General features: G+C 72.8%; 13 protein-coding genes and 1 riboswitch. Of the genes, 2 read left to right on the top strand and 11 right to left on the bottom strand.

Annotated elements, in window-relative coordinates; translation table 11 throughout:
- Positions 1-115: 115 nt before the first annotated feature.
- Complete coding sequence (locus ABVB68_RS32815) at positions 116-1978, top strand: AAA family ATPase (protein WP_353604831.1); 1863 nt, start codon at positions 116-118, stop codon at positions 1976-1978.
- 223 nt (positions 1979-2201) lie between these two features.
- On the opposite strand, the gene ABVB68_RS32810 is transcribed toward ABVB68_RS32815, so the two are convergent.
- From ABVB68_RS32810 to ABVB68_RS32765, 10 genes are all read right to left on the bottom strand, one after another.
- Positions 2202-3290, bottom strand: a complete 1089-nt coding sequence (locus ABVB68_RS32810) for a hemolysin family protein (RefSeq protein WP_353604830.1) — start codon at positions 3288-3290, stop codon at positions 2202-2204.
- Positions 3287-4621 (bottom strand): hemolysin family protein, encoded by a 1335-nt coding sequence (locus ABVB68_RS32805; RefSeq protein ID WP_353604829.1) that lies wholly within the window; start codon positions 4619-4621, stop codon positions 3287-3289. The genes ABVB68_RS32810 and ABVB68_RS32805 overlap by 4 nt, the downstream gene beginning before the upstream one ends.
- A gap of 204 nt (positions 4622-4825) precedes the next feature.
- Positions 4826-5278, bottom strand: coding sequence for a PH domain-containing protein (locus ABVB68_RS32800; RefSeq protein WP_353604828.1), 453 nt, complete (start codon positions 5276-5278; stop codon positions 4826-4828).
- Positions 5279-5293: 15 nt separating this feature from the next.
- The gene (gene hisG, locus ABVB68_RS32795) at positions 5294-6151 is read right to left on the bottom strand and encodes an ATP phosphoribosyltransferase (RefSeq protein ID WP_353604827.1); all 858 of its coding nucleotides are present in this window, start codon (positions 6149-6151) and stop codon (positions 5294-5296) included.
- A 50-nt stretch (positions 6152-6201) separates the two neighbouring features.
- The gene (locus ABVB68_RS32790; RefSeq protein WP_353604826.1) at positions 6202-6474 is read right to left on the bottom strand and encodes a phosphoribosyl-ATP diphosphatase; all 273 of its coding nucleotides are present in this window, start codon (positions 6472-6474) and stop codon (positions 6202-6204) included.
- A 34-nt stretch (positions 6475-6508) separates the two neighbouring features.
- On the bottom strand, positions 6509-6994 hold the full coding sequence (ribH, locus tag ABVB68_RS32785) for a 6,7-dimethyl-8-ribityllumazine synthase (protein WP_353604825.1): 486 nt from the start codon (positions 6992-6994) through the stop codon (positions 6509-6511).
- A gap of 25 nt (positions 6995-7019) precedes the next feature.
- Entirely contained in the window at positions 7020-8321 is a 1302-nt protein-coding gene (locus ABVB68_RS32780) for a bifunctional 3,4-dihydroxy-2-butanone-4-phosphate synthase/GTP cyclohydrolase II (protein WP_353604824.1), read from the bottom strand.
- A complete protein-coding gene (locus tag ABVB68_RS32775) occupies positions 8318-8959 on the bottom strand; it encodes a nicotinamide mononucleotide transporter family protein (protein WP_353604823.1) in 642 nt (213 codons plus the stop codon). Before ABVB68_RS32775 ends, ABVB68_RS32780 begins: the two co-directional genes overlap by 4 nt.
- Positions 8956-9561 carry a riboflavin synthase gene (locus tag ABVB68_RS32770; protein WP_353604822.1) on the bottom strand — a complete coding sequence of 202 codons (606 nt, stop codon included), beginning with the start codon at positions 9559-9561 and terminating at the stop codon, positions 8956-8958. Before ABVB68_RS32770 ends, ABVB68_RS32775 begins: the two co-directional genes overlap by 4 nt.
- Positions 9562-9714: 153 nt before the next feature.
- A riboswitch (FMN riboswitch) is annotated at positions 9715-9845 on the bottom strand.
- Positions 9846-10193: 348 nt separating this feature from the next.
- A complete protein-coding gene (locus ABVB68_RS32765; protein ID WP_353604821.1) occupies positions 10194-11459 on the bottom strand; it encodes an ROK family transcriptional regulator in 1266 nt (421 codons plus the stop codon).
- Positions 11460-11601: 142 nt separating this feature from the next.
- Between ABVB68_RS32765 and ABVB68_RS32760 the strand changes: the two genes are divergently transcribed.
- Positions 11602-12816: an MFS transporter gene (locus ABVB68_RS32760; RefSeq protein ID WP_353604820.1), complete on the top strand. Its 1215-nt coding sequence runs from the start codon at positions 11602-11604 to the stop codon at positions 12814-12816.
- On the opposite strand, the gene ABVB68_RS32755 is transcribed toward ABVB68_RS32760, so the two are convergent.
- Positions 12776-13234 carry an acyl-CoA thioesterase gene (locus ABVB68_RS32755; protein ID WP_353604819.1) on the bottom strand — a complete coding sequence of 153 codons (459 nt, stop codon included), beginning with the start codon at positions 13232-13234 and terminating at the stop codon, positions 12776-12778. The genes ABVB68_RS32760 and ABVB68_RS32755 overlap by 41 nt on opposite strands.
- Positions 13235-13368 lie beyond the last annotated feature (134 nt).

Genomic DNA, 13368 nt, shown 5'->3' with positions numbered 1-13368 from the left:
GCGGTTGCCTCGCGCACCTGCAACTCCGGTCCGCGGCACAGCGGTTCGACCGCGGCGGCCACCGGGTGACTCGCCCGGTGGTGAACCACGGGGACACGGTCTGTGGGGGGACGTGATGGACTTCGGCACGCAGGGCCCCGAGGCCCCGGCCGACCTCGTCTGGCTGCGGGGTGTGGACGCCTACACGATGGGCGCCTACCCGCAGGCGGAGGAGGAGTTCCGCACCGCGGTGCGGATGGACCCGGGCATGGCCGACGCCTGGCTGGGGCTGCACGCGCTGCGCGTGGACACGACGACCGCGCTGCTGAGGATGTTCCGGCACCGCGAGCGCTTCGGCGAACAGCGCGCCCGGCACCGCAGATCCCTCAACTCCTGGTACTGGCTGGGCTGGTGGGTGCAGCCGGTGCTGGAGAGCCCGCGTGATCTGCTGCTGGCGCACGCCTCGCACTGGCTGGACGGCCGGCACGTGCCCGAGCTGGACCGGGCGCTGGCCGGGCTGCCCCCGGTCGACACCGATCCGCAGGTCCGCTTCCTGCACGCCTGCCGCGCCTATCTGGTCAAGGACTGGGAGCAGCTCGTCCGGCACACCGATCCGCTGCTGGACGATCCGCTGCTCGGCATCGAGGCGGGGCTGTTCGGCGGCATGGCCCGGGTCCGGCTGGAGATGTACGGGCAGGCCGAGCCGCTCCTGTCGGCCGCGCTGATGCGGTGCCGCAGCGAGCAGCCGCAGCGCAAGGAGCTGCGGTACTGGCTGGCCCGCGCCCACGAGGGCACCGGCCGCTCGGCCGCCGCGCTCCCGCTGTACCGCGCGGTGCACCGGGTCGACCCGGCCTTCATGGACACCTCGGCGCGGCTGGCCGCGATCGCCGAGGGCGACGGGTACGACGACGCCGCGGACCTGGCCGCGATCACGCTGACCGGCGCCGGGCAGGACAGCGTGGACGGACCGGACGGGTTCGACCCGCTCTTCGGGATGGAGGGCCGCGATCTCAGACTTCCGGAACCGGATCTGCCGGCCGGCCCCCTGCCCTCGGTGAGCGATCCGGCGGTACGCGTGAAGACAGGGCTCTCCTCCTCCACCGTTCCGGCCGGTCCGACCGATCCCGCGCTGCTGGAGGAGGCGCTCGCCGAGCTGGAGCGCATGGTGGGTCTCGAGCCGGTCAAGCGCCAGGTGAAGGCGTTGTCCGCGCAGCTGAACATGGCCCGGCTGCGGACCGGGCAGGGGCTGCCGGTGCAGCCACCGAAGCGGCACTTCGTCTTCTCCGGGCCGTCCGGGACCGGGAAGACCACGGTCGCGCGGATTCTCGGGCGGGTGTTCTACGCGCTGGGCCTGCTCGGCGGGGATCATCTGGTGGAGGCCCAGCGGGCCGACCTGGTGGGCGAGTACCTCGGGCAGACGGCCGTGAAGGCCAACGAGCTGATCGACTCCGCGATCGGCGGGGTGCTGTTCGTGGACGAGGCGTACTCGCTGTCCAACTCCGGGTACGGCAAGGGGGACGCGTACGGCGACGAGGCGCTGCAGGTGCTGCTCAAGCGGGCCGAGGACAACCGGGACCACCTGGTGGTGATCCTGGCCGGCTATCCGGAGGGCATGGACCGGCTGCTCGCGGCGAACCCCGGGCTCTCCTCCCGTTTCACGACCCGCGTCGACTTCCCTTCGTACCGCCCGCAGGAACTCACCGAGATCGGGAAGGTGCTGGCCGGGGACAACGGGGACACCTGGGACGACGAGGCGCTGGAGGAGCTGCGCTCGATCGCCGGGCATGTGGTCGATCAGGAGTGGATCGACGAGCTGGGCAACGGGCGGTTCCTGCGGACGCTGTACGAGAAGAGCTGCGCGTACCGGGATCTGCGCTTGTCGGTGTATCCCGGGGCGCTCTCGCGGGAGGACCTGGCGACCTTACGCCTGCCCGACCTGATGCAGGCCTACGGCGAGGTGCTCTCCGGCCGGGGCCCGCAGGACCCGACACCGACGTAGACGCCTGTCCTGCCGCCGGGACCGGCGCGCTTCACTCACCGCGCTGCAATCCTCAGGGGTGCGGGGCCGGCCATGCAGCCGACCGCCTCCGAGGCCACCCCCAGGGGCGCGGGGAACCGCGCGATCGGCCCCCACGCAGCAGCTGACGAGCGACTTCCGCCGCCGGGCGGACCCCCCAAGGGGCCCGCCCGGTGGCCGCGGCCGACTCGGGGCCGTCGGCGCGCTACGTCGCCAACGCCTGTTCCGGCTCGCCGCTGACTCTCGGTTCCGCCAGCCTCACGTCGGCCGGTTCGCGGTGCGCCGGGTCCCGCACCTCGCCCACCAGCAGCTCCAGGACGTCCTCCAGGGCCACCAGACCGAGCACCCGGCCGCCGGCGTCGGCCACCTGGGCGAGGTGCGTGGCCGCCCGGCGCATCACCGTGAGCGCGTCGTCCAGCGGCAGCTCGGCGCGCAGCGTGGTCATGGGGCGCCAGACGTGCTGCGGTACCGCACGCTCGGACTCCTCCACGTCGAGGACGTCCTTCACGTGGACGTACCCCATGAACGGACCCTTCTCCGTCGCCGCGACCGGGAACCGGGAGTAGCCCGTGCGGGCGGTCAGCCGCACGATCTCGCCCGGTGTGACCGACGGAGCCACCGTCACCAGGGACTCCCGGCGCAGCAGGACGTCCGTCACCGGACGGGAGCCCAGCTCCAGGGCGTCCTCCAGCCGCTCCTGCTCCTCGGGGTCGAGGAGTCCCGCCTGGCCGGAGTCCTCCAGCAGCCGGTTGAGCTGCTCGCTGGTGACCACGGCCTCCACCTCGTCCTTCGGCTCCACCCGGAAGAGGCGCAGGATGCCCTGCGCGCAGGCGCCGAGGGCCACGGTGATCGGCTTGCACAGGCGGGCGAACCACACCAGTCCCGGGCTGAGCCACAGGGCAGCCTTCTCGGGCGCCGCCATGGCGAGGTTCTTCGGCACCATCTCGCCGATGACCAGGTGGAAGAAGACCACCGCGGCCAGGGCGATGACGTAGCCGAGGGGGTGGATCACGCCCTGCGGGATGTGGATCGCCTCGAACAGCGGCTCCAGCAGATGTGCCACCGTCGGTTCGGCGACCGCGCCGAGCGTCAGGGAGCAGACGGTGATCCCGAACTGCGCGGCGGCCATCATCTGCGGCAGCCGCTCCAGGCCGTAGAGCACCTGGCGGGCCCGGGCGGTGCCGAGGGGTTCGATCTGGCTGCGGCGGACGGAGACGAGCGCGAACTCGGCGCCGACGAAGAAGCCGTTGGTGAGCACGAGCAGCCCGGCGAAGGCCAGCTGGAGGACGCTCATCGGGCGGCCTCCACCACGTTGACCACCGGGGCGGTCCGGACCAGGCGGACCCGTTCGGCGCGGTAGTGGCCGACCTGGCGGACGGAGAGCCGCCAGCCGGGCAGTTCGGCCCGGTCGCCGGGGGCCGGGATGCGGCCGAGCAGGTCGGCGACCAGACCGGCGACGGTCTCGTACGGCCCCTCGGGCACGTCGAGGCCTATGCGCAGCAGGATGTCGACGCGGCAGCTGCCGTCGACGTCCCAGGCCGGCCTGCCCTCCTCGGGCGGGGCGGCGGCCAGCTCGGGCATGTCCTTGGCGTCGTGCTCGTCGCGGACCTCGCCGACGAGTTCCTCGACGATGTCCTCCAGGGTGACCACGCCGGCCGTGCCGCCGTACTCGTCCACGACGACCGCGATGGGCTGCTCGCTGCGCAGCCGGGCGAGGAGCGGCTGGACGGGCAGGGTCTCGGGGACCAGGAGTGCCTTGCGGGCGATGCGGCCGACCGGGGTGCGCAGCCGGTCGCGCGGGGGAATCGCCAGCGCGTCCTTCAGGTGGGCCATGCCGACGATCTCGTCGATCTTCTCCCGGTAGACGGGGAAGCGGGACAGGCCGGTGGCCCGGGTGAGGTTGACGACGTCCTCGGCGGTGGCCGATGACTGCAGTGCGCTGACCTTCACGCGGGGGGTCATGACGTGCTGCGCGGTCAGCTCGCCCAGGGACAGGGTGCGGACGAACAGGTCGGCCGTGTCCTGCTCCAGGGCGCCGGCCTGCGCGGAGTGCCGGGCCAGGGACACCAGTTCACCCGGGGTGCGGGCGGAGGCCAGCTCATCGGTGGGCTCGACGCCGAGGGCGCGGACCAGCCGGTTGGCGACCGTGTTGAGCGCGGCGATCACCGGCCGGAACAGGCGGGAGAAGTGGTGCTGCGGGCCGGCCACGAAGCGCGCGACCTGCAGGGGCTTGGACACCGCCCAGTTCTTGGGAACGAGTTCGCCGATCACCATCTGGATCGCGGAGGCCAGCAGCATGCCGACGATCACGGCGACGCCGGAGACGACGCCCTCGGGCAGGCCGAGCGCGGCCAGGGGGCCGTGCAGCAGCCCCGCCAGGGCCGGTTCGGCGAGCATGCCGACGACCAGGGAGGTGATGGTGATGCCGAGCTGGGTGCCGGAGAGCTGGAAGGACAGCTCCCTCAGCGACTCCACGACCGTACGGGCGCGTCGGTCGCCTTCGGCGGCGGCCTTCTCGGCCTCCGGACGCTCGACCGTCACCAGGCCGAACTCTGCGGCCACGAAGAAACCGTTGGCCAGGATGAGCAGGAACGCCGCTCCGAGGAGCAGCAGGGAGATGGTCACGAGGCCACCGCCTTCCCGGTATGTCGGGTCGGGGCGGCGCAGGTACTACAGGACGATCCGTCCATCGCCGGAGAGGGTCACTCCTCGGGTAGCAGGAACCCCCTGGGCGCCGGGCGGCGCGCAGGGGTGGAGGCGCAGCGAAACGCCTCCGCACACCAGATTAATCAAGACATGGGGCAGTCGGGCAGGGCGGCGGTCCCCGAGTCAGCCCTGATCTTGTGTGCCGTGCGCCCCCGAGCGGGCTTCGGCCAGTGTCCGCAGGGCCCGCGCGTCGGCGATGGCCCGCTGCTTGGCGATGCCCGGCTGGATGCCCAGCGCGGGCAGGCTCGTGCCGTCGCTGAGGTTGAGGAACACCCAGGGATCGCCCGGACGGAGGTTCACCTGGACGATCTCCGCCCAGTCCAGGTGGCGCCGGCCGGCGATGTTGACCACGGTGACGCCGGACTCGTCGGCGACGACCTTCACACGGGCCAGCCGGGCCAGCACCCAGAAGATGAGCACCCCGGTGAGGATGAAGCTGAGCCGCTCCCCCGGGCTGAACTCCAGCAGCATCGCTATGCCGGAGAGCACCAGCACTGTCGCGACGCCGGCGCTGAGCAGGACGGCCCGGGTGTGGCCCGGCCGGAAGGTGACGGGAAGGGTGGGAAGGTCGGACATCTGGGTGCGTGTCCCTTACAGGCGGCAGGCGTGGATGGCCGTGGTCAGGATGGCGCGGGCGCCGATGGCGTAGAGGTCGTCCATGATCCGCTGCGCCTCCTTGGCGGGGACCATGGCGCGGACCGCGACCCAGCCCTCGTTGTGCAGCGGGGAGACGGTCGGGGACTCCAGGCCGGGGGTGAGCGCGACGGCCTTCTCCAGCTGCTCGACGCGGCAGTCGTAGTCCATCATCACGTACGTCCGCGCGACCAGGACGCCCTGGAGGCGGCGCAGGAACTGCTGGACCTTCGGCTCGGCGGCCTCGTCGGCGGCGGCGCCGGTGCGGCGGACGACGATGGCCTCGGACTTCATGATCGGCTCGCCGAAGACCTCCAGGCCCGCGTTGCGCAGGCTGGTGCCGGTCTCCACGACGTCGGCGATGATCTCGGCCACGCCCAGCTCGATCGCGGTCTCCACGGCGCCGTCGAGGTGGACGACGGAGGCGTCGATGCCGCTGTCCTCGAGGTGCCGGGCGACGATCCCCTCGTAGGAGGTGGCGACCGTGCGGCCCTTGAGGTCCGCGATGCCCTCCGCCGTGCCCGGCTTGGCGGCGAAGCGGAAGGTGGAGCGGGCGAAGCCGAGCGGCAGGATCTCCTCGGCGCCGGCGCCGGAGTCGATCAGCAGGTCACGGCCGGTGATGCCGATGTCGAGGCGGCCGGAGGAGACGTAGATCGCGATGTCGCGGGGGCGGAGGTAGAAGAACTCGACCTCGTTCTCCGGGTCGACGATCCGCAGTTCCTTGGACTCGCGGCGCTGCTGGTAGCCGGCCTCATGCAGCATCTCCGCCGCAGGGCCGGACAGGGAACCCTTGTTGGGGACGGCGATGCGCAGCATGGGGTCGGCTTCCTTCGCGTTCGGGAGAGTGGATCGTGAACCGGCGCGGTTCACAGGTGGGCGTAGACGTCGTCCAGGGAGATCCCGCGGGCGACCATCATCACCTGGACGTGGTACAGCAGCTGCGAGATCTCCTCGGCGGCCGCCTCCCTGCCCTCGTACTCGGCGGCCATCCAGACCTCCGCGGCCTCCTCGACGACCTTCTTGCCGATGGCATGGACACCCTTGCCGACCAGCTCGGCGGTGCGGGAGGTGGCGGGATCGCCCTGGGCGGCCTTGTGCTGGAGCTCGGTGAAGAGCTCCTCGAAAGTCTTCTTGGACATGGTGATCCCCACCCTAACCGCTGCGGTGCCCGGCCTAGTGCCAGGGTTCGGATACTGAGCGCAGCGTGGCAGCGGTGGCCACCGCCGCCGTCACCGCCTCGTGCCCCTTGTCCTCGCGGGAGCCCTCGATGCCCGCCCGGTCCAGGGCCTGCTCCTCGGTGTCGCAGGTGAGCACGCCGAAGCCGACGGGGACGCCGGTCTCGACGGAGACCTGGGTGAGGCCCTGGGTGACGCCCTGGCACACGTACTCGAAGTGCGGGGTGCCGCCCCGGATGACGACGCCGAGGGCCACCACCGCGTCGTATCCGCGGCCCGCGAGGACCTTGGCGGCCACCGGCAGCTCGAAGCTGCCCGGGACCCTGATCAGGGTCGGCTCGTCGATCCCCAGGTCGTGCAGGGCGCGCAGGGCGCCGTTCACCAGACCGTCCATCACCTTGTCGTGCCACTGCGCCGCGATGACGGCGACCCTGAGGTCGCTCGCGTTGCGTACGGACAGTTCCGGTGCACCCTTGCCGCTCACGTCTCTCCTCGTTGCCTTCTTGCTCTCACTGATTGCCACAGGTGGCCGCCGAGACCGTCACCGCGGGGGTGTCCAGCCAGGGCAGGTCGTGGCCCATCCGGTCCCGCTTGGTGCGCAGGTACCGCAGATTGTGCTCGCCCGCCTGGATCGGCATCGACACGCGGCCGGTGACCTCCAGGCCGTGGCGCAGCAGCGCTTCGGTCTTGTCGGGGTTGTTGGTCATGAGCCGGACACCGCGCACCCCGAGATCGGCGAGGATCTTCGCGCCGGCGCCGTAGTCGCGGGTGTCGGCGGGCAGGCCGAGTTCGAGGTTGGCGTCGAGGGTGTCGTGGCCCTGTTCCTGGAGCTCGTAGGCGCGCAGCTTGGACAGCAGTCCGATCCCGCGTCCCTCGTGACCGCGCAAGTAGACGACGACTCCGCGACCCTCCTCCTGGATGCGGTCCAGGGCGGCGTCCAGCTGGGGGCCGCAGTCGCAGCGCAGCGAGCCGAAGACGTCGCCGGTCAGGCATTCGGAGTGGACGCGCACCAGGACGTCCTGGCCGTCGCCGATGTCGCCGTGGACGAGGGCGACGTGCTCGACGCCGTCGGCGGCGGACCGGTAGCCGTAGGCGGTGAAGGTGCCGTGGGCGGTGGGCAGGCGGGTCTCGGCCTCGCGGCGGACGGTGGGCTCGCTGTCGCGGCGGTAGGCGATCAGGTCCTCGATGGAGATGATCGTCAGGCCGTGCTTGCGGGCGAACGGGATCAGCTCGGGCAGCCGGAGCATCCGGCCGTCCTCACCGGCGATCTCCACGATGGCGCCGGCCGGGCGGAGGCCCGCCAGCCGGGCGAGGTCGACGGCGGCCTCGGTGTGGCCGTCGCGCACCAGCACGCCGCCGGGCCGGGCGCGCAGCGGGAAGACGTGGCCGGGGCGCACGAAGTCGGCCGGCTCGGCCGCGCCGCCCGCGAGGAGCCGGAGCGTGGTGGCGCGGTCGGCGGCCGAGATGCCGGTGCTCACGCCGTGCGCGGCCGAGGCGTCCACGGAGACCGTGAACGCGGTCTTCATCGACTCGGTGTTGTCCTCGACCATCTGCGGCAGCCGGAGCCGGTCCAGCTCCTCGCCCTCCATGGGGGCGCAGATGAGGCCTCGGCACTCGCTCATCATGAACGCGATGATCTCGGGGGTCGCCTTCTCGGCGGCGATGACGAGGTCGCCCTCGTTCTCCCGGTCCTCGTCGTCCACGACGACGATCGGGCGGCCGGCGGCGATGTCGGCGATGGCCTGTTCGACGGGGTCGAGCCGGAAGCTCTCGATGGTGTCCGTGCCGTGCAGCGGCGGTGCCGAGGTCATGCCGGGGCTCCTTCCAGGACGGGCCGCGGGCCCCTGCGGGAGCGCAGCCACCAGTCGCGCATGCCCCACAGGACGAGTGCGCCGTAGATGACGTAGACGAAGCCGGAGAAGGCGTAGCCGTTGGCGAAGTTGAGGGGCACGCCGACGAGGTCGACGAGCAGCCAGGCGAACCAGAACTCGACCATGCCCTTGGCCTGGGCGTACATGGCGACGACGGTGCCGACGAAGATGTAGGCGTCCGGCCACGGGTCCCAGGACAGCTTCGGGTAGGCGGTGAAGAGCAGGGCGACGGCGACCGTGCCGGCGGCGGCCGCGGCGAGCATCGCGGCCCGCTCGCGCGCGGTGGCGAAGCGGGGGGTGATGTGCCCGTCGGCGGAGCCGTCCTTGTCGCGCTGCCACCGCCACCAGCCGTACAGCGCGACGGTCATGACGACGGCCTGCTTGCCGGCGCTGCCGGTGAGGTGGCCGTAGAAGGCGGCGAAGAGGACGAGGCCGGAGAGGAACTGCACGGGCCAGGTCAGCAGGGAGCGGCGCCAGCCGAGGGCCAGGGTGATCAGGCCCAGGATGTTGCCGACCATGTCCGACCAGATGATGTGCTGGCCGAAGAGCGCGAACGCCTCGGAGTTCAGCCAGTTCACCGGCCGGCCCCCTGTCCGGCCGCGAGCAGCCGCTCCACGTACTTGGCGATGACGTCGACCTCGAGGTTGACCGGGTCGCCGGGCTGCTTCAGGCCGAGCGTGGTCAGCGCGAGGGTGGTCGGGATGAGGCTGACGGTGAAGTGGTCGGAGCCGGCTTCCACGACGGTGAGGCTGATGCCGTCGACGGTGATGGAGCCCTTCTCGACGACGTAGCGGGCGAGGTCCGCGGGGAGCGAGATCCTGACGATCTCCCAGTTCTCGGAGGGCGTGCGCTCCAGCACCCGTCCGGTGCCGTCGACGTGCCCCTGCACGATGTGCCCGCCGAGGCGTGCGCCCACGGCGGTGGGGCGCTCCAGGTTGACGCGGGAGCCGACGGTGAGCACGCCCAGACTGGAGCGGTTCAGCGTCTCGGCCATGACGTCGGCGGTGAACTCGTCGCCCTCGTGGTCGACCACGGTCAGACAGACCCCGTTCACGGCGATGGAGTCGCCGTGCTGCGCGCCCTCGGTGACGACGGGGCCGCGGAGCCGGAAACGCGAGGCGTCGCCGAGATTCTCGACGGCGGTGATCTCACCCAGTTCTTCGACGATTCCGGTGAACACTTCCCGGGTCCTCCTGCCTCGTTCGGGCACGGACTCCGGGGCCTGTCGATGACGACAGCATGTACGGCCGAACACACGAGGGGCGACGCCGATGAGGACCCGCCCGGACGGGGCGAGCCCAGATACGGCGGCGCGCACATGCGTGCCCGCCCGCCGCGCACTGCCTCCCATCCGGACTTTAACCGTCGGTCCAGGAATTCCACCTGGTCAACCGGCCGCTGGAAGCGACCGGGTCGCGGACTATAACCGCCGGTTCGGACTTTCACCGACCCCGGAGTGCGCTGCTTCTGGTACAGGGCCAGTGTGCCACGCCCTGCGCCCGGCCAGGCGGACGGGGGATGTGGGCTCGCTCACAGCCCGTGTCACTGGACTTGCACCCCGCAGTCACCCTCGTCAACTGCCGCGGTGGGCGGGAGGCTTGGCATTGGTCCGGACCCATTGACCACACTGGTCTAGTCCTTTTAGGGTGCGGGCGGGTCCGGCGGCGGTGACGACGGCCCTTGCCCGCCGCCGGGCCGTCAGCGGGCCCGAACCGTCGTCCGGCGGCTCCCGGCGGGGTCGGTGGCCGCGGTCGGCCCCGCCCGCCGCGCGGTCGGCGGCGCCGTCCCCGCCCGGCACGCCCGGTGTCCCGGCTAGCGCTCGGGGGGTGCGAAGAGTTCGTCCTGCGCTCGCTCACGGGCCGTCAGGAGCGCTCCGCGCAGCACGGCCGTACCGCCGAGGACACTCGGCCGCACCTCGGTCGGCAGGGGCGACATACGGCGCAGCCGCTCGGCCACGAGCCCGGCCAGCACCGCTCCCCCGGCCTGCCCCACCTCGCCGCCGAGCACCACGCATCCGGGGTCCAGGACCGCCACCACGGAGGCGACGCCGACGGCGACCCGGTCGGCCAGGGCGTAGAGGAAACGGCCGGCGGGGGCAGCCGGCTCCGCCGCGCCCGGCGCCGGCTCCGCGACCACCGGCGCCGCGGCCAACGGTGTCGCGACCACCGGCTCCGCGGTCGCCTGCGCCGCGGCCTTCCGCACCGCCGCGGCCGCCCCGGGCCCGTCCGCCACGGCCGGCACCGGCAGGCCGCAGTGCGCCGCCAGGGCGACGACCGCCGCCGCCCCGGTCAGGGAGTGGAACCCGCCGTCGCAGTCGGTGGCCGAGGGCAGTGAACCGGTTCCCGGGACCGGCAGGAAGCCGATCTCGCCCGTGCCGCCCGAGGAGCCGCGGCGCAGCGCTCCGTCGAGGACCACCGCGGCGCCGACGCCGTGGCCGAGCCACAGCAGGACGAAGGTGTCCCGGTCCCGCGCGGCCCCCTCGCGCTGTTCGGCCACGGCGGCCAGGTTCGTCTCGTTCTCCACGGTCACCCGGGCCCCCGGCAGGCGTTCCTGCAGGGCGGCGGCCAGGCTGCGGTGCCAGGCGGGCAGGCCGGCGGAGTCGCGCAGGTCGCCGGTGGCCGGGTCGATGAGACCGGGGGCGCCGATGCCGACGGTGTGCAGCCGGTCCGCCCCGGCCTCCTTCGCGGTCCGCTCCACCGCGGCCACCGCCTGCTCCACGGCCGGTCCGGTCCCGGCGTCGTCGCCGATCGGCACCGACGCCTCGGCGAGCACCCGCCCGACCAGGTCGGAGACGAGCACGAAGACGCCTTCGGTACGGACGTCGAGGGCGGCGAGGTGGGCGCGGCCTGCGACGATGCCGTACAGCCGGGCGTTGGGGCCGCGGCGCTGTTCGCCGGACTCGCCGACCACCGTCACCAGCCCGGCGGCGGTGAGCCGTTCGACGAGGTCGGCGACCGACGGCCGGGACAGTCCGGTCAGCTGCTTCAACTGCCCTGCCGTCAGCGGGCCCTCCTGCTGCAGCAGCCGCAGGGCGAGCCGGTCGTTGATGGCCCGGGCGGTGCTCGGTGATGCGGGCATGGCGGGAATCCTCCCAGATCGCCGCGACCACCCCGGGACGCCCGCGGCCGTGAAACCGTCTATCTATCAGGCAGGGTCCCTGATAGTTTACGGCGCGTGCATCGGGGGTGTGTCCGGGTTACCGCCGGGGAGGGGCAGGAACATGAGTGACGTGGGCCGCGCACGTGACGAGGTGAGGCACGCCCGGTACGCCGTGGCGGCCGTGTTCGCCGTGCACGGTGCCGTGACCGGCTCCTTCGCGACCCGCGTGCCGTGGATCCAGGACCACGCCTCGCTCGGCGCCGGCCGGTTGGGGTTCGCGCTGGCCTTCACGGCGCTCGGCGCCTCGTGCGCGATGCCGCTGGCGGGCCGTATCAGTCACCGTTTCGGCAGCCGCAGGGCCCTGCGCGGGCTGCTCGCGCTGTGGACCCTGTCGCTGACCCTGCCGTCCGCGGCGACGAACCTGTACACGCTGTGCCTGGCGATGTTCGTCTACGGCGCCGCAGCGGGCACGGCCGACGTCGCCATGAACGCGCTGGGCGTCGAGATCGAGCGCCGACTGGAGAAGTCGATCATGTCGGGGCTGCACGGCATGTGGAGCGCGGGGGCGCTGATCGGCTCGGCGGCCGGCACGCTCGCCGCGCACCTCGGCGCCGACGCCCGACTGCACCACGCGCTGGCCGCGGCCACGCTCACCCTCCTCGGACTGCTGGCCTGCACCTGGGTCCTCGACGTGCAGCCCGCCGAGGACGAGGAACCGCCGCCGCGGTTCGCCCTGCCGCCCCGCTCCGCGCTGCTGATCGGGACGGTCGGCTTCTGCGCGGTGTTCGCGGAGGGGGCGAGCCTGGACTGGTCGGCGGTGTTCCTGCGGGACCGGCTGGACGGTTCGGCCGCTCTCGCGGCGGCCTCGACGACCGGCTTCATGCTGACCATGGCCGTGGCCCGGATCGCCGGGGACGCCGTGGTGAACCGTTTCGGCGCGGTGCGCACGGTCCGGGCGGGCGGGGTCCTGGCCGGGCTGGGCGGGCTGCTGATCGTCCTCGCCGGGCATCCGGCCGTGGCCATGGGCGGGTTCGCGCTGATGGGCCTCGGCATCGCGGTCGTCGTACCGCTGTGCTTCGCGGCCGCCGGGCACGCCGGGCCCCATCCGAGCCAGGCCATCGCCGGCGTGGCGACCATCACCTACACCTCGGGGCTGATCGCGCCGAGCCTGATCGGCGGAGTGGCCCAGGTGACCAGCCTGACGGTGTCGTTCTGCGTGGTGACGGCGCTGGCGTGCGGGCTCGCGGTGTTCGCGGGGGTGCTGCGCACCGCCGAGCGCGGTGGCCGCAAGGAGATCAGTCCGCGGTCCGCAGCAGTTCCCGACCCGCGGCCCTGAAGGCCTCGGTCCACGGCGCGGGCCGCAGGGTCGTCGCGTCCAGCCGGACGAGCACCCGGGTGCCGTGGGCGTAGGTCTGCGCGCCGTCGGCCGAGCAGAAGCGGAAGCCGTAGGTCAGGCCCGTGGTGCCGAGGCGCTCCAGCCAGAGGTGGACGGCGTAGGTGCCCGGCCGGGTCACGGGGGCCTCGTAGCTGATCCGCAGTTCCTTGACCGCGTTGCAGGCGTCGCCGGCCGCCACCCAGTCGCCGTCGAAGCGGATGCCGTGCCCGTGCCACAGCTCGGTCCAGGCGCGCTCGACCATCAGCGGGTAGCGGGCGTTGTGCAGGAGCCCGAGCGCGTCGAGGTCGTCGAAGTGGACGGTGACGGGGATCAGCCGGCCGTGCGGGACGGCGGGCGCGGTCGGGGCTTCGGCGGTCACGGGCGGGGCTCCTGAGCGAGGGTGAGAGGGGCGGCGCACCCCGGGCGAGCGGGGCGTGCGGACCCCGGGGCGGGCGGGGTGTGCGCACCCCGGCGGAACGGGGCGTACACCCCCGGGCCCGCCCATACTAAGCG

The organism is Streptomyces sp. NPDC096012, from assembly GCF_040426375.1.
Classification (GTDB): Bacteria; Actinomycetota; Actinomycetes; order Streptomycetales; family Streptomycetaceae; genus Streptomyces.
The sequence above is the reverse complement of the archived record's forward strand: the minus strand, read 5'-3'. Positions and strand labels throughout refer to the sequence as shown.